15 protein-coding genes are annotated in these 16,023 nt (G+C 35.3%); 8 read left to right on the top strand and 7 right to left on the bottom strand.

The window, feature by feature from the left end:
* Positions 1–27: 27 nt before the first annotated feature.
* Positions 28–1,809 (bottom strand): 1-deoxy-D-xylulose-5-phosphate synthase, encoded by a 1,782-nt coding sequence (locus E0H99_RS00725; protein WP_131990344.1) that lies wholly within the window; start codon positions 1,807–1,809, stop codon positions 28–30.
* A 38-nt stretch (positions 1,810–1,847) separates the two neighbouring features.
* Between E0H99_RS00725 and E0H99_RS00720 the strand changes: the two genes are divergently transcribed.
* Positions 1,848–2,291, top strand: coding sequence for a nucleoside deaminase (locus tag E0H99_RS00720; RefSeq protein WP_131990343.1), 444 nt, complete (start codon positions 1,848–1,850; stop codon positions 2,289–2,291).
* A gap of 146 nt (positions 2,292–2,437) precedes the next feature.
* Here E0H99_RS00720 and E0H99_RS00715 read toward each other — a convergent pair whose 3' ends face one another.
* Entirely contained in the window at positions 2,438–3,982 is a 1,545-nt protein-coding gene (locus tag E0H99_RS00715; RefSeq protein WP_131990342.1) for a ribonuclease E/G, read from the bottom strand.
* Between the two features lie 325 nt (positions 3,983–4,307).
* A complete protein-coding gene (locus E0H99_RS00710; protein WP_066080765.1) occupies positions 4,308–4,598 on the bottom strand; it encodes an HU family DNA-binding protein in 291 nt (96 codons plus the stop codon).
* Positions 4,599–4,731: 133 nt separating this feature from the next.
* On the opposite strand from E0H99_RS00710, the gene mutY reads away from it, so the two are divergent.
* From mutY to gldD, 4 genes are read left to right on the top strand one after another with little or no spacing between them, the layout of a single operon-like run.
* Entirely contained in the window at positions 4,732–5,769 is a 1,038-nt protein-coding gene (mutY, locus tag E0H99_RS00705) for an A/G-specific adenine glycosylase (protein ID WP_131990341.1), read from the top strand.
* A gap of 46 nt (positions 5,770–5,815) precedes the next feature.
* Positions 5,816–6,256: a single-stranded DNA-binding protein gene (locus E0H99_RS00700; RefSeq protein ID WP_131990340.1), complete on the top strand. Its 441-nt coding sequence runs from the start codon at positions 5,816–5,818 to the stop codon at positions 6,254–6,256.
* A gap of 23 nt (positions 6,257–6,279) precedes the next feature.
* Positions 6,280–7,575, top strand: coding sequence for a gliding motility-associated protein GldE (locus E0H99_RS00695; RefSeq protein WP_131990339.1), 1,296 nt, complete (start codon positions 6,280–6,282; stop codon positions 7,573–7,575).
* Positions 7,576–7,581: 6 nt separating this feature from the next.
* Positions 7,582–8,145, top strand: coding sequence for a gliding motility lipoprotein GldD (gene gldD / locus E0H99_RS00690; RefSeq protein ID WP_131990338.1), 564 nt, complete (start codon positions 7,582–7,584; stop codon positions 8,143–8,145).
* Between the two features lie 64 nt (positions 8,146–8,209).
* On the opposite strand, the gene E0H99_RS00685 is transcribed toward gldD, so the two are convergent.
* A complete protein-coding gene (locus E0H99_RS00685; RefSeq protein WP_131990337.1) occupies positions 8,210–8,587 on the bottom strand; it encodes a heavy-metal-associated domain-containing protein in 378 nt (125 codons plus the stop codon).
* Between the two features lie 109 nt (positions 8,588–8,696).
* Between E0H99_RS00685 and E0H99_RS00680 the strand changes: the two genes are divergently transcribed.
* Positions 8,697–9,563 (top strand): DMT family transporter, encoded by an 867-nt coding sequence (locus E0H99_RS00680; protein ID WP_131990336.1) that lies wholly within the window; start codon positions 8,697–8,699, stop codon positions 9,561–9,563.
* Positions 9,564–9,814: 251 nt separating this feature from the next.
* On the opposite strand, the gene E0H99_RS00675 is transcribed toward E0H99_RS00680, so the two are convergent.
* Entirely contained in the window at positions 9,815–11,863 is a 2,049-nt protein-coding gene (locus tag E0H99_RS00675; RefSeq protein WP_240723419.1) for a M16 family metallopeptidase, read from the bottom strand.
* Between the two features lie 13 nt (positions 11,864–11,876).
* A complete protein-coding gene (locus tag E0H99_RS00670; RefSeq protein WP_131990335.1) occupies positions 11,877–13,202 on the bottom strand; it encodes a M16 family metallopeptidase in 1,326 nt (441 codons plus the stop codon).
* Positions 13,203–13,434: 232 nt separating this feature from the next.
* On the opposite strand from E0H99_RS00670, the gene rplU reads away from it, so the two are divergent.
* Both rplU and rpmA read left to right on the top strand, forming a co-directional pair.
* Positions 13,435–13,857, top strand: coding sequence for a 50S ribosomal protein L21 (gene rplU / locus E0H99_RS00665; RefSeq protein WP_131990334.1), 423 nt, complete (start codon positions 13,435–13,437; stop codon positions 13,855–13,857).
* A 25-nt stretch (positions 13,858–13,882) separates the two neighbouring features.
* Positions 13,883–14,149 (top strand): 50S ribosomal protein L27, encoded by a 267-nt coding sequence (rpmA, locus tag E0H99_RS00660; protein WP_086453627.1) that lies wholly within the window; start codon positions 13,883–13,885, stop codon positions 14,147–14,149.
* 268 nt (positions 14,150–14,417) lie between these two features.
* On the opposite strand, the gene E0H99_RS00655 is transcribed toward rpmA, so the two are convergent.
* On the bottom strand, positions 14,418–15,869 hold the full coding sequence (locus E0H99_RS00655; RefSeq protein WP_131990333.1) for an amidohydrolase family protein: 1,452 nt from the start codon (positions 15,867–15,869) through the stop codon (positions 14,418–14,420).
* Positions 15,870–16,023 lie beyond the last annotated feature (154 nt).

The raw sequence follows: 16,023 nt of genomic DNA, 5'->3' as shown, positions 1-16,023 counted from the left end.
TGTATTTAAGGTTGCAAAATAATTCTTTTAATAACTCGAAAAAAGTATTTCAAGACTTTTAACGTCAATTTTGCAATATTGTTGTAATTCGGCTACAGTTCCATGTTCAATAAACTCATCCGGAATGCCTAGAGTCGTTATTTTTGAAGTATAATTGTTCTCAGAAGCAAACTCGAGAATTGCACTTCCAAAACCGCCTTTTACAGTGCTGTCTTCTATGGTAATTATAGTTGTAAATTTAGTAAAAATGGTTTGTAACGAATTTTTATCTAATGGTTTAACAAAAGAAAAATCGTAATGCGCAATAGTTTCTGGTGCGTTTATTTTGGCTATAGCCAAAGTGACATTATTGCCAATAGTTCCATTGGATAAAACGGCTACTTTCGAACCTTCTTTAATACAAATACTTTTTCCAATTTCAATTTTTTGATAGTTTCCAAGATGTTGCGTTTGCCAATCTGCAATAACACCGCGACCTCTCGGATAACGAATGGCGATAGGATGATTTAATCCCAATTGTGCTGTGTATAAAATGTTTTGCAATGCGATTTCATTCATTGGAGCATATACGATCATGTTGGGAATGCAACGCAGATATGCCAAATCAAAAACACCGTGATGAGTTGCGCCGTCTTCTCCCACTAAACCGGCTCTGTCTAAACAAAAAATCACAGGTAAGTTTTGTAAAGCGACATCATGAATTACCTGATCGTACCCTCTTTGTAAAAAAGTAGAGTAAATGTTACAAAAAACCACCATTCCTTGAGTTGCCATTCCTGCCGCTAAAGTCACCGCATGTTGTTCGGCGATTCCTACATCAAAAGCACGTTTTGGGAAAGCCTCCATCATGAATTTCAAGGAGCTTCCAGATGGCATTGCAGGTGTAATTCCAATAATTTTTTCATTCTTTCTGGCTAAATCCAATACGGTCAAGCCAAAAACATCCTGGTATTTTGGAGGTAAATTTTCTTCGGATTTGATGTGGATTTCTCCTGTTGTGGCGTCAAATTTTCCGGGAGCATGGTATTTTACCTGATCGTCTTCGGCTTGTTGTAATCCTTTGCCTTTGGTGGTAATGATATGAAGGAATTTAGGTCCTTTGATTTTTTGCAAACGTTTCAGTTCTTTGATAACGGCAAAAATATCATGACCATCTATTGGACCTGAATAATTAAAATTCAAGGATTTGATCATGTTATTTTGTTTCGGATTTTTTCCTTCTTTTACGGCAGTGAGGTATTGTTTTAAAGCGCCTACACTTGGATCAATCCCGATGGCGTTATCGTTGAGAATTACCAATAAATTAGCATTCGTAACTCCGGCGTGATTTAATCCTTCAAAAGCCATTCCCGAAGCGATGGAAGCGTCTCCAATCACCGCAATGTGTTGTTTGTTGAAATCGCCTTTCAAATTAGAAGCAATTGCCATTCCTAAAGCGGCTGAAATGGAAGTAGAGGAGTGGCCTACGCCAAAAGCATCGTAAATACTCTCACTTCTTTTTGGAAAACCGGAAATACCGCCAATTTGACGATTGGTATGAAAATTTTCTCTTCGGCCTGTCAGTATTTTATGTCCGTAGGCTTGATGGCCTACGTCCCAAATCAATAGGTCTTCAGGAGTATTGAATACATAATGCAAAGCTATTGTGAGTTCTACAACGCCCAAACTGGCGCCGAGATGCCCTTCTTTTACAGCTACAATATCGATAATAAAATCACGTAACTCTTGGGCGACTTGAGTAAGTTGCGCTTCGTCAAGCAGGCGTAAATCGGTTGGGTTATTTATGTTTGAAAGTAAATTATCTGACATGAAGCAAATGTACGAATTGAATTCTTATTTTTGTAACTATGATAAATCCTTTCACCGACGAATATTTTATGAAAAAGGCTTTGCATGAAGCCGAAATGGCTTTCGAAAAAGGCGAAATTCCTGTTGGCGCACTAATTGTCATCGATAATAAAGTGATTGCCCGAGGTCATAATCTTACTGAAATGCTCGTTGATGTGACTGCTCATGCCGAAATGCAGGCTATTACTGCCGCCGCAAATTTTCTTGGCGGAAAATATTTAATTGGTTGCACGCTTTATGTCACACTGGAACCTTGCCAGATGTGTGCCGGTGCTTTGTACTGGAGTCAGATTTCTAAAATTGTGTATGGTGCCAGCGATGAAAATCGTGGATTTGTGAAAATGGGAACACAATTGCATCCTAAAACAACTGTTGTGAAAGGAGTTTTGGCTAATGAAGCTTCGGAGTTGATGAAGCGGTTTTTTATCGAAAGAAGGAAGTAGTATAATTCTCGAATGCCCTAGCCCGGATAGCAACGACATCCTTTTTCTGGCTTCTTTAGTCAGGAAAAGATATAGTGGAGAGCTGGAAATAGCTCCTGAGAAAAAGGCATAAAAAAACCGCCAATCTTACGAAAGGCGGTTTTAATTTATTCTATAATAACATTTTCTTTTTTATCATAGAAATGATATTCTAAATACGTGTAAGCGTCACGAGGTATGATTTTCACCCACTTTTTATGTTCAAGAAACCATTTTGAACGTAATGATGGAAAACCTTTACTGAGGTATGCAGCCACAAACGGATGTACATTAAGCACAACGTCTTTGTGGGTTTTTAAAATTCTTTCTAAATCGGAAGCAATTTTATCAATGATTAGTATAGGAGCTTCAATCTCCGCATTTTCATTGTTTGGATCTTCCTCTCTAGTTTTAATATTTACTTCTGGTCTTACTCTTTGTCTTGTAATTTGAACTAATCCAAATTTGCTCGGAGGTAAGATCTTATGTTTCGCTTTATCGTCGCTCATTTCTTCTTTCAAGAAATCGAACAAAACTTTACGATTTTCAGGATTTGACATATCGATAAAATCAACTACGATGATTCCGCCCATATCACGAAGACGTAATTGTCTTGCGATTTCGGCAGCTGCAATCATATTCACTTCCATGGCGGTATCTTCCTGGTTGGTGGCCTTATTAGAACGGTTTCCGCTGTTTACGTCTATAACGTGCAAGGCTTCAGTGTGTTCGATAATAAGATAAGCCCCTTTACTCATGGATACTGTTTTTCCAAAAGAAGTTTTGATTTGTCTCTCTATGTTGTATTTCTCAAAAATAGGTGTGTCTTTTGATTGATAAAACTTAACAATTGATTGTTTGGATGGTGCAATTTCTTGCAAATAATCCTTTGTTTGGTTGTACAACTCTTCATCATCAATTTGAATACCGCTGAAGGTATCATTAAATACATCTCTTAATATCGAAGAGGCTCTGTTGAGTTCTCCTAATACTTTGGACGGATGATGAGCAGTTGGTAATTTTTTACACATTGCAGTCCATCTGCTGAGCAGGTTCTGCAAATCTTTTTCTAATTCGGCTGTATTTTTGCCTTCGGCTACTGTGCGAACAATAACACCAAATCCTTTTGGTTTGACGGATTGTACTAATCGTTTCAAGCGTTCCTTTTCTTTTTTGTCTTCTATTTTTTGTGAAATAGAAACGCGATCAGAAAACGGAACCAAAACTATAAATCTTCCGGCAAGAGAAAGCTCAGCGCTGATTCTTGGTCCTTTTGTAGATATAGGTTCTTTGACGACTTGTACTAAAACAGATTGATTGGCACTTAATACATCAGTAATAGTACCATCTTTATCTATTTCTTTTTCAAACTGAAAGGTTTTTAGGGAGAAATCTTTTAATTTACCTGCGCTTACAAGTTTTATGAATTTCAGTTGGGAAGATAAATTAGGACCTAAATCGTGATAATGTAAAAAAGCATCTTTTTCGAAGCCCACATTTACAAAAGCAGCATTCAATCCGGCAACTGGTTTCCTGATTTTGGCAATAAAAATATCACCTACCTGGAAGTTGCTTTTTTCTTCTTCTTTGTGTAATTCAATTAGTTTTCCATCTTTTAATAAGGCAAAATCTACGGCTTCAGAACTAGATCTAATGATTAATTCTTTATTCACACTGTAAATTTTTTATCTATTCGCCAAGGCGAACAAATGGATTAAACAATATTTTAACAGGTATTGAACCCGGGGAGATTTTAGATTTCTGAGTTTTGATTCTTGATTTTAGATTTTTAAAATCTGCAATCTTAAATCGGCATTCGACAATCTTAAATCTCAATTTCAATGAACGTTTAAAAAGAAAAAAGTAGTTTAAAACTACTTTTTCTTTTTGTGACGGTTAGCTCTCGCTCTTTTCTTGCGTTTGTGCGTTGCTACCTTATGTCTCTTTCTTTTTTTACCACTTGGCATATCTTGTAGATTTTATGATTAATTAATATTGTTATTTTGCTTCGTTATTTGTTTTCACTCCTTCTACAAAAACTTTTGCAGGTTTGAATGCAGGAATGTTGTGTGCAGGAATTTTTATTGTTGTATTCTTGGAAATATTTCTTCCTGTTTTCTCCGCTCTAGTTTTCACTATAAAACTTCCAAAACCTCTTAAATAAACATTGTCTCCAGTTTCTAATGAATTTTTTACTTCATTCATAAAAGTCTCTACAGTTGCCTGTACATCTCCTTTTTCAAGACCTAATTTTTCTGAAATTTTTGCTACGATATCTGCTTTCGTCATTTTCTTTCCTATTTATAATGTTGTACTATTTTTTTGAGTTTGCAAATATAGGAATTTAAAAAACAATTATTCAAGCTAATTGATTAAATTTTAATCACATAAACTTTTACTTTTGCTAACAAATAATTAAAACATGATTTTTTCTAACTCGCTAATACAATGGTATTTACAAAATAAACGCGATTTGCCTTGGCGAAATACTACTAATCCATACCCTATTTGGCTCTCTGAAATCATGTTACAACAGACGCGTGTTGCACAAGGAATGCCTTATTTTTTATCTTTTACAACCGCTTTTCCTACTGTTTTTGATTTGGCGAAAGCCAATGAAGAACAAGTTTTGAAACTTTGGCAGGGATTAGGATATTATTCCAGAGCTCGAAACTTACATAAAACAGCGCAGCATATCGCTTTTGATTTATCAGGAATCTTTCCGGGGAATTATAATGACTTATTGAAATTAAAAGGAGTGGGAGAATATACCGCAGCGGCAATTGCTTCTTTCTCTTATAATGAAGCCGTTCCCGTTGTTGATGGAAATGTGTTCCGGGTTTTATCGCGTTATTTTGATATGGATACGGATATTGCTCAGGCTTCCGCCAAAAAAGAATTCGCTGCTTTGGCTTTCGAACTCATGCCAAAAGACAATCCGGCAACTTTCAATCAAGCCATTATGGAGTTTGGCGCGTTGCAATGCGTTCCTAAAAGCCCGAATTGCGGCATTTGTGTTTTCAACGAAAGTTGTGCTGCTTTACAAAAAAACAAAGTCGATCAATTACCCGTAAAGTCCAAAAAACTAAAAGTCAGGAGCCGATACTTTAATTATTTGGTTCTTGAAGATGAAACTGGGAATACAATTATCCAAAAGAGAACAGATAAAGGAATTTGGCACAACTTATATGAATTCCCTTTGATAGAAACAGAAAAAGAAGAAGATTTTGATACTGTTGATGCTCTTATACAAAAGGATTTTAGCGACCGATATGAAATTTTGAGTATGTTAGAATACAACGAGAAAAGTATCATTCATAAATTGTCACACCAGCATTTGCATATCAAGTTTTGGAAAGTATCTGTAAAAGGAACAATTGAGAATGGAATTGATACTGAAACTTTGAGAACTTATCCTTTCCCAATTGTGATTCATAATTTTATAGAAAAGGATTTATAGAGTTTCTAAAAAAATGTATCTTTGATATAAATACCAAATCCTAACAATGAACGGAACATTAAATAAAGTTATGCTTATCGGTTTTCTTGGCGATGATATCAAAATGCATTATTTCGACGGAGGCAATTGTATCGGAAGATTTCAGTTGGCAACAAACGAAGTGTATATCAATAAAACCACTAATGAAAAAATCACTTCTACAGAGTGGCATAATCTGGTAGTACGCAATAAAGCGGCTGAACTTTGTGAAAAATACCTTTCTAAAGGAGATAAAATATATGTGGAAGGACGCATTAAGTCCCGTCAATGGCAGTCAGAGGATGGCAGTACAAAACACACCACCGAAATTCAGGTAACCGAATTTACTTTTCTTACAACAAAAAAAGACAGTGAAAACAACAAACAAATTCCTGCAGCTGATGTTGCGAAAAACACTAATTTTGACCCAGAAAATAATGTCTTGCCTATTAATGACTTGCCATTTTGATTGTTTAATTAATCTTAACTAATTTGGACCCAGAGCCCAGTTTATCTTTTGCTTACGCTAATGATGCTAATGTAGTATTTGGCTTTACAGGAATAGTCATTTTGTTGTTTTGTTCCGCTTTAATTTCAGGTGCTGAAGTAGCCTTGTTTTCGTTGTCACAAAAAGACATTGACGAAACGGTACAAGAAAATAACTCCAAAGGGAAAATTATTGCTGAACTTTTAGAAAAACCGAAAAAACTGGTAGCGACACTTCTTGTTGCTAATAATTTCATCAATATTTCCATAGTATTATTATTTTCGTTTGTTGGGGAAACTATTTTTTCGGCAGTAACAGCACCACTTTTAAAATTTATTCTGGAAGTACTGACGGCGACTTTTTTAATTTTATTATTCGGTCAGGTCTTGCCTAAAGTATATGCCAGTAGAAACAACACAAAATTTGCGAAGCTGATTGTTTATCCAATTGCTTTTCTGGATAAATTGCTTTCGCCAATAAGTTTACCCATGCGCGCTGCCACTATTTATTTGCATAACAAATTAGGTAAACAAAAAACAAATTTCTCTGTCGATCAATTGTCACAAGCCTTAGAACTAACCGCTTCGGATGAAACTTCTACAGAAGAGCAAAAAATTTTAGAAGGAATTGTAAGCTTTGGAAATACCGATACGAGACAAGTTATGAGTCCTCGAATCGATATTTTTGCTTTAGAAATAGACGAATCCTTTTCCGTTATTTGTCCCAAAATAATAGAAAAAGGATATTCCAGAATTCCGGTTTACCGAGACAATATAGACCAGATAGAAGGCGTTTTGTATGTCAAAGATTTGCTTCCGCATATTAATACAAACGAATTTGATTGGAAATCATTGTTGCGAGAGCCTTTCTTTGTTCCTGAAAATAAAAAATTGGACAATTTACTTAAAGATTTTCAGAGTATGAAAAGCCATTTGGCGATTGTAGTCGATGAATATGGAGGAACTTCCGGACTGGTTTCTTTGGAAGATGTTATTGAAGAAATTGTAGGAGATATCAGCGATGAATTTGACGACGAGAATATTAATTTTTCCCAAATTGACGATAGAAATTACCTTTTTGAAGGAAAAATAAACCTCAAGGATTTTTATAGGATAATTGATGTTGACGAAGAATTATTTGAAATCAAAAAAGGAGAAGCCGAAACGCTGGCCGGGTTTATTCTTGAAATTTTAGGAAATTTTCCAAAAAAAGATCAGAAAATTTCATTCGAAAACTGTCTGTTTACAGTAGAAGCAGTAGATATAAAACGGGTTAAACAAATAAAAGTAACGATTGAATAAGTAAAAATGTTTAAAAAAATAATCACTTTTTCGGCAATAATCACAATCTCATTTTTGAGTTTTAGTTGCAAAGATGATGTCCTGCCAAAACCATCAAGCTATCTGCGATTGGATTATCCGGAAGCCAAATATGTAAATTTCGAAAATGAATGTCCTTTTGCTTTCGAAATGAATTCGGATGCCATTATCAAAAAAGAGACTGATTGTGGATTCACGATTACGTATCCAAAAATGAAAGCAACCATTTATCTCACCTATAAACCAGTGACGAAAAATATTAATGTACTGTTGCGTGATGCGCAAAAATTGACTTATGAACACGTGATAAAAGCGGATGATATTCTGGAGCAACCGTATTTGAATTCAGACAAAAAAGTCTATGGGATGTTTTATCAGGTAGAAGGAAATGCGGCAACGAATTCACAGTTTTATGCTACAGACAGCACCAAACATTTTGTAACAGGCTCTGTTTATTTCTATGCAAAACCCAATTATGACTCCATTATGCCAGCGGCAAGTTATATCAAAAATGACATGCAGCGACTGATGGAAACCTTGAAGTGGAAATAATATTTTTATAAAAAAAGCATTCGCCAGTAACGAATGCTTTTTTTATAAAATGTAAAAGTCTGAATTACGACTTCATATTTGAAACTTTGTATGTTTTACCGTCAGCAGCGGCTTCGACAACTTTAGTCAATTTTTCTGGAGTTTGAACTGTTTTGTCAAAAGTTACGGTGGCTAATTTTGTGTCAAAATCTACCGTTGCTTTTTGAACGCCATCCAATCCGGTCAAATCTTCTTGAATCGTTTTGGCACATCCTACTGCGCATGTCATTCCTTCTACGGAGAAACTCGCTGTTTGAAGATTGGCAGCTACAATTTCTTTTTTAACTTTTGGAGCTTCTGTTGCTGCAGTTTCTTTTGAAACGATATCTACTGATTTTTCTTTACAGCCTAAAAATAAAACACTTGTAAGTACTAGCGTTACGATTGATTTTTTGAAATTCATTATGATGTAAATTTTAAAGATTAAAAGCGTGTTTCTGAACTGCAAAATTAATTAAAAAAAGGAGGACTAATTCATAAAATAATTACAATTTTGGGGTAAAATTATTTTTATGGAATCGAAGCAGTTAAGATGGGTGTACTTGATGGTTCTTGCCTTGGTTTGGGGAAGTTCATTTATATTAATAAAAAAAGGACTAATTGGTTTGACAGCTTTACAATTGGGATCGTTGCGAATCATTTTTGCAGCTGTTTTTTTATTGCTGATAGGATTTAAAAGTTTATCCAAAATTCCAGTGCACAAATGGAAGTTCATTGCCTTAACTTCTCTTTTTGGGACATTTATGCCAGCTTACCTGTTTGCGATAGCCCAGACCGAAATTGATAGTTCTGTGAGTTCTATTTTGAATTCTCTTACTCCTTTGAATACATTGATTTTAGGCGCTTTGGTTTTTGGATTGCAATTCAAAAGAAATCAAATTTTTGGAATTCTAATTGGTCTAATAGGAAGCGCCTTGTTGATTTTGAACGGGGCTATCCATCATCCGGAACAAAACTATTATTATGCTATTTTAGTTTTAATAGCTTCAATATGTTATGCAGTCAATGTGAATTTAATCAAAAAACACCTGCATGATTTGAGTCCGTTGAGTATTACTACCGGTAACTTTATGGTGTTGTTTTTTCCGGCCTTCATCATCTTGTTTTTCTCCGGTTTCTTCGAAGTGGTACACGATGTGAATGTGCAGGAATCGGTTTTGTTTATAGTGGTTCTTGGGGTTGTAGGAACGGGAATTGCGAATATCCTGTTCTTTAAACTCATCCAAATGTCCTCACCAGTTTTCGCTACCTCGGTAACGTATTTGATTCCTGTTGTTGCTTTTTGCTGGGGATTATTAGACAATGAAATGCTTACACCGGTTCAGTTTTTTGGTGCATTTATTGTTTTAATCGGCGTGTATTTGTCGGCTAAGAAGTAGTGTTCAGTGATCAGTATTCAGTGATCAGTGATCAGTTTGAAAAGGATAGATTTCAGTAGAGCAACAAATTTATTCAAAAACTTTATAATACCATGTAAACATAGAATTTACTGGATTCTGTTGTTGTGATTTCTCCTTCGTCGAAATGACTAACAGACACTGTTTTATTCCAGTAAAAAGAAAGTTTAAATAGCATAAAACAACAAAGGCTGCCTAAAAAGACAGCCTTTGTTTGTTAATTCAAGTTTTGATTATTGAAAATCAGCATCTGAAACACCTTCGTTGATTTTTACATCAGACATTTTTATATCCAATTCAAATCCTACATTTTGGATGATGTTAAAAGGAATTTTAACCCCTTTTACTTCTTTGTAATCCCCGTAATTGGTAGTTTGAGTGATGGTTTGACCACCTTGTACCATTGTTTTTGATTCGGATACTTTCAGTCCGGAAGTTACATCGTAATAGAATGTTGTTTTTCCATTTTTTACAGCATACGCATCTTTTCCACTGATTGTTTCGATACCGCTCAATACCAATCCTTCTTTTTTAGAAAGCAATAGCTCTTCGAAAGTTGTTGCGCTTGCTTTCATTTCAGTAAGATCATTCCCTTCAATGTTTTTACGTTGCCCTTGTTGCATGATGTAAGCTCCTTTTTCATTGATAACTTGTTTCATCAAACTCATGGTTCCCATCGCTAATTCAACCATTAATTTTCCTTTAGCATCTATCTTAGAAGTAAAACTTAAAGGAGAAGGTGCTTGAGGAATAGTTGTAGTTCCATTCATTACAATCGTTTTAACGGCAGAAGCTGCTTTTTCTCCACCAATAGCTTTGATGTAATTGTCAATAACGCTTTTGGCAGTTACGCCTGCAGGAATGTCTTTTTTGAAAACGGGTTTTTCCAATGGATTACCGTATTTGTCAAAATAAAACATTGGAATTTTTAGTTTTTCCAAAGCAGGAATCACTTCCGACCCTTTTCCGGCAATAATGATTCGTTTGTTGTCTAAAAGGAAATATTTGTTGGCTGCACGAAGTACATCATCTGCAGTCACTGCATTGATAGTTTTGATATAATTTTCATAAAAATCTTTTGGAAGATCTTCTGTCTCTATATTCAGGGCATATCGGGCAATTGATTGCGGTTTTTCTACCTGCATAACAAATCGTCCGATGTAACCGGCTTTAGTGTTGCTCAGCAATTCCTCGCTTACTTTCTCAGTACGTATTTTTTTAATTTCTTTGATGAATTCAACTACTGCGCTATCTGTAACTACGTTTCTTACCGCCGAAGTCGATCTTAATTTAGTCACGTATTTTCCGCTTCCTATTATGGAACTGGCACCGTAAGTCCATGCGTGTTTTTCTCTTAAATTCATATTAAGGTAACTATTGAAGTCACCGCCAAGAATGTACGTTGCGATTACAGCAGGGAAGAAATCAGGATCACTCATCTTTAAATTCAATGTATTCACTAATGAAATCTCCGATTGTACTGCATTAGGAACATCAACAAAATTGATTTGAGTAAACGGGACATTTTCCGGTCTTGCGTAGGTCAGTTTTGGTGTGCTTCTTTTTTGCCAAGATCCAAATAGTTGCTCTACAATTGGTTTTGCTTCTTTGTATTTGATGTCTCCAATGATCACCAGATAAGCGTTTTCGGGAACAAAATAATTAGCATAATTGGCTTGAATATCCGCAAGAGTTACGTTTTTAATCGTTTCTTCGGTCATGTATTCTCCTGAAGGGTGGTTTTTTCCAAAAGCAAGTGCATCGACAACTCTGTTTGCAATTGCAGGAACACTTTTTTCCTGAGATTTAAGTCCTTCCAGTAATTTCGCTTTCTCTTTCTCGAATTCTTCCTGAGTAAAGTTTGGGTGTAAAGCTCCGTAAGACATCAATTCCAATATTCGTTTAGAATATTTAGAAAGTGCGCTTGCATAAGCTCCTTGTGAATTAAAATTAAGATCAGCCCCTAGAAAATCAATCTCTTCGTTGAAAGCATCTTTTGCTAATTTTTTACTCCCGTTTCCTATCATGCTGCTCGTCAATTCATCAACTCCTTTTTTATTGCCTTCAGCATAAGGAGCGTTGTCCAGCGAAAGACTGAAGCTGACTTTAGGGAGTTTATGATTTTCAACAATCATTACCTTCAAACCATTTGACATAACAAAAGTTTGTGGTTTTTTGATGTTTACTACTGGTGAAGCTCCAGGTTTAGGTTGTGTACGATCTTGTGCCTGCATAATTCCTGTTACCAACAAAATGAATACTAATATATTTGTTTTTTTCATGATTTAGAATGTCTTAGTTTTTAGCCTGTTCTGTGGAAGGAATGTAATCCAAAAGTAATCTTTGGTTTGGATTCAAATATTTTTTTGCAACGTCTCTAATTTCTTCACGAGTGATAGAGTGTAAAAGTTCTATCTCGGTGTTAATTAAATTGATATCACCGTAAAGCATATAATAGGTTGCTAAATTTTCGGCAATTCCCTCTACATTTGAATTGGCATTCACAAAATTATTGTCAAACTTATTTTGTAATTTTTGAAAGTCTTTTTCAGAAATTAATTCGGTTTGAATTTTTACAATTTCTTCGTCAATTTCTTTCAGGACATCAGCAGCGGTATTTGTTCCCATTGGTAAGCCATACAAAATATACATTCCATAATCTTCCTGACTAAAACCAACAGCACCTATTTGTAAAGCCATTTTTTTCTCATCAACTATTTTTTTGTACAATTTAGAACTTTTACCATCACTTAAATAAGAAGAGATGAAATCCAAAACTCTGGCATCTCTTGTTTTCATTGAGGGTGTTCTGTACGAAGCAACTAACATTGGAATCTGGATGTTAGCATCCTGATACGTAGCTTTTAAAGTTTGAGTGATTGGTTCTTCAACAAAAATTTGTTTCGTTACAGCAGTTCCTTTTTTTATTGGTCCAAAATATTTCTGAATCCATTCTTTGGCTTGATTTTTTTCAAAATCACCGGCAACGACTAAAACAGCGTTGTTTGGAATGTAGAATTTTTTATTGAATGCTTGAAATTCTTCTAAGGTTGCGGCATCCAAATCCTTCATTGAACCAATGGTAGTCCAGCGATACGGATGATTTTTGAACATGTTTTCTTTTACAACCGTAAGAATGTTTCCATAAGGACGATTGTCAAAACTAGTTCTTTTCTCTTCTTTTACTACTTCATTTTGAGTATCAACACCAATTTGATTGATTACAGGATGCATTAATCTTTCGGATTCCATCCAAAGGGCTAATTCTAAATTATTAGAAGGAAATACTTCGTAATAGTACGTTCTGTCATCTGAAGTGTTAGCATTGTTTGTTCCTCCGTTTGAACTTACAATTTTCATCCATTCACCACGTTTGATGTTTTCAGTTCCTTCAAATAATAAATGTTCAAAGAAATGGGCAAAACCAGTTCGATCCGGTTTCTCATCTTTGGAACCCACATGATACATCACAGAAGTAACAACTACAGGCGCAGAAGGATCGTTGTGCAAAATGACATGCATGCCATTATCTAAATTGTATTCTTCGAAAACTACTTTTTGAGCCGAAGCTACTCCACCAAGCATGAGCGCTGTACTTAAGGCCATTATTGATTTTTTCATATGGATTAATAATTTTTTATTTTCTATAAGTAACGAAAAAGAGGGTATTGTTACATCAAAAATACTACAGAATGAAACTTTAACAACTGTTCATTTGTGTTTTTTCTCAATTGGCTTCAAAAGTATGATAAATCAGGGAGTTAGTGTTGGGGAATATTTTTTGTTTTACTAATTGCAGGTTAAATATTTAATTGTATATTTGCAACCTTAAAAATTATTAAAACAATTCAGTATGTATGCAATCGTAGAGATAGCAGGGCAACAGTTCAAAGTAAGCAAAGACTTAAAGGTTTATGTTCACCGTTTGACTAATGAAGAAGGTTCAAAAGTTTCTTTTGACAAAGTTCTTTTATTAGATGATAACGGAACTATCACTTTAGGCGCCCCAGCTATAGAAGGTGCTTCAGTAGAAGCTAAAGTGTTACAACACTTAAAAGGAGATAAAGTTATCGTTTTCAAAAAGAAAAGAAGAAAAGGATACAAAAAGAGAAATGGTCACAGACAATATCTTACTCAAATTGTAATTGAAGGTATTACTGGTGTTGGTGCTAAAAAAGCGGCTCCTAAAAAAGCAGCAGTTGAAGCAACTACAGAAGAAGTAGAAGCTCCTAAGAAAAAGGTAGCTAAAGCTAAAAAAGAAGATACACAAGAATAATAACAAAATATAAAACTAATACGTCATGGCTCACAAGAAAGGTGTCGGTAGTTCTAAGAATGGTAGAGAATCAGAATCAAAACGTTTAGGTGTTAAGATTTTTGGTGGTCAAGCTGCTATTGCTGGGAACATCATCGTAAGACAAAGAGGTTCAAAACATAATCCAGGTGCAAACGTTTACATCAGTAAAGATCATACACTACACGCAAGAGTAGATGGAGTTGTTTTCTTCCAAAAGAAAAGAGATAATAAATCATACGTTTCTATCCTTCCATTTGAAGTTGAAGCATAATTGATTTTCTCAATTATTCAAAACCCGTTTCGAAAGAAGCGGGTTTTTTGTTTTTCCTCACCCCAGCCCGAAGCTTCGGGACTCTCCAGGCGAAAAGGGAAATGAATTGGTTGAATGATTTTTAAAACCGTATGGTAGTTCGTTTGAGAGTCAATTATTGATTGTTCGTCACCGTAGGACACATCGTAGAGACGCACTGCAGTGCGTCTCTACCCGAAAAAACGTAAAATCTCTGCCAAACTGGGGATATTTCGTAAGCTCGGAATGATTATTTCCTTTTTTTATCCAATTCTATTTTTTTGTTTTTCGCTGTTTCTAACATAGTGTTTAAGTTTTCTCTGTTAAAGTATTGGCCTTTTGTAAAAACACTATAAATTCGGTTTACAGCTCTAATGTCAATCAAAGGATTTTCATCCAGAATTACCAAATCGGCTATTTTTCCTTTGTTTACAGAACCCATTGTATCTGACTTCTTTAAGAATTTTGCTCCGTTAATGGTGGCGGTTTTCAAAATGTCTTTGGGTTGCATACCGGCATTTTGAAACAATTCAAGTTCTTCTGTTAACGCTGCTGCCGGATAAACAAATGTGTTTAATGCCGCAGAATCACTTCCTGCCAATATAGTGACACCTGCTCTTTGCATCAATGGAACTTGTTGTGCGATACGTTTGTATTTGTCTTTTTTCTGTTGCTTTTGCTCAGCCGTTTCACCTGCCATTCGACCAATTCGCCATTGATAATTACCCGTAAAACGCTTGGTTAAATATTGAAGATATGCATCGTTTTGATGATTGTTTTCGTCTAAATAAGCCAATTGTTTGCCTCCTATTAATGTAGGGGTTACTGTCATTCCTTTTTTAGCCAGTTTTTTATAATTCGAAATGGCTTTCTCTTGATTGAAATTTTTATTGTACAGTTGTTCAGCCTGACCTCTTGTGATTTCTTTGGAATTGAGTTTTGAAATTATTTCCTTTTCATCACTTCCTAATCGTAAAACGTAGCTCGCATGTTCGATGCTGGAAAAGCCATTGTCAATTAAGGTTTCAATACTGACATTTATCGGAATATGACCGGAAACGAGGTAGCCTCTATTGTGGGCGGCAAGTACGCTTTTTGTAAACAAAGGAGCTTCAAGTGTGCTTTCGGTAATTTTAACAAAATCTACCTTGTAGCTGTCTAATTTATCAAGCATTGAATGGAGTTCAGCTTCATTGCTGATTTCTAAATCACCTTTCCATATTGAGTTTATTCCTTCTAGTTTTCTTCCGGCTGTAAAAATGGTTGGGCCAAGTAAACTGCCATTGTTTATTTGATCTCGCCAAGACAATACCTGTTCTCCCAAATCACTTGCGCAATCTCGAACAGTGGTAATGCCATACGCTAAATATACCGGAAATAAAGCCAGGTTATCTTCCACAAGATTTTCGCCTTCAATGTGGACATGATTGTCCCATAGACCGGGAATTACGTATTTATTACCAGCGTCTATTTGATTAGAAGCGGGTACGTTGTCATAATTTTTATTTTTTTTACTTATGGCAATTATTTTGTTGTTCTCTATTAAAATGTTTCTGTTTTTTAATATTTTACCGGAAAGGACATCAACAACGTTCGTGTTTTTTATCAGCCATTGGCTGTCTGTTTTTTGTTGGTTGTTTTGGCTGTGTAGTGTTATAGTAAAAATAAATACTAAACATAGGGCAAGAAGTTTCTTTGGCATTTTTAATTTTTTTTCAAAAGTAAAAAAAAACTGCAACTATTGTAGTCGTTTTTGTTTTATGGGTAAAGATTGCAAATTTGCACTATCGAACTGGAGACATAGCTGGGCAGTCGGGTCAAAGTCGGAGGCTTTGCACAACTGGAGAGATTTATAA

This window comes from Flavobacterium sp. GT3P67, assembly GCF_004349155.1.
In the GTDB taxonomy this organism is placed as follows: domain Bacteria; phylum Bacteroidota; class Bacteroidia; order Flavobacteriales; family Flavobacteriaceae; genus Flavobacterium; species Flavobacterium ranwuense.
This window is presented reverse-complemented; position numbering and strand designations above follow the sequence as displayed.

Coding starts and splice junctions, on each gene's coding strand:
- E0H99_RS00720 (WP_131990343.1), top strand. CDS start 1,848: ATGATAAATCCTTTCACCGACGAATATTTTATGAAAAAGGCTTTGCAT.
- rpmA (WP_086453627.1), top strand. CDS start 13,883: ATGGCTCACAAGAAAGGTGTCGGTAGTTCTAAGAATGGTAGAGAATCA.
- E0H99_RS00700 (WP_131990340.1), top strand. CDS start 5,816: ATGAACGGAACATTAAATAAAGTTATGCTTATCGGTTTTCTTGGCGAT.
- mutY (WP_131990341.1), top strand. CDS start 4,732: ATGATTTTTTCTAACTCGCTAATACAATGGTATTTACAAAATAAACGC.
- E0H99_RS00655 (WP_131990333.1), bottom strand. CDS start 15,869: ATGCCAAAGAAACTTCTTGCCCTATGTTTAGTATTTATTTTTACTATA.
- E0H99_RS00725 (WP_131990344.1), bottom strand. CDS start 1,809: ATGTCAGATAATTTACTTTCAAACATAAATAACCCAACCGATTTACGC.
- E0H99_RS00675 (WP_240723419.1), bottom strand. CDS start 11,863: ATGAAAAAAACAAATATATTAGTATTCATTTTGTTGGTAACAGGAATT.
- E0H99_RS00710 (WP_066080765.1), bottom strand. CDS start 4,598: ATGACGAAAGCAGATATCGTAGCAAAAATTTCAGAAAAATTAGGTCTT.
- E0H99_RS00670 (WP_131990335.1), bottom strand. CDS start 13,202: ATGAAAAAATCAATAATGGCCTTAAGTACAGCGCTCATGCTTGGTGGA.
- gldD (WP_131990338.1), top strand. CDS start 7,582: ATGTTTAAAAAAATAATCACTTTTTCGGCAATAATCACAATCTCATTT.
- E0H99_RS00680 (WP_131990336.1), top strand. CDS start 8,697: ATGGAATCGAAGCAGTTAAGATGGGTGTACTTGATGGTTCTTGCCTTG.
- E0H99_RS00685 (WP_131990337.1), bottom strand. CDS start 8,587: ATGAATTTCAAAAAATCAATCGTAACGCTAGTACTTACAAGTGTTTTA.
- rplU (WP_131990334.1), top strand. CDS start 13,435: ATGTATGCAATCGTAGAGATAGCAGGGCAACAGTTCAAAGTAAGCAAA.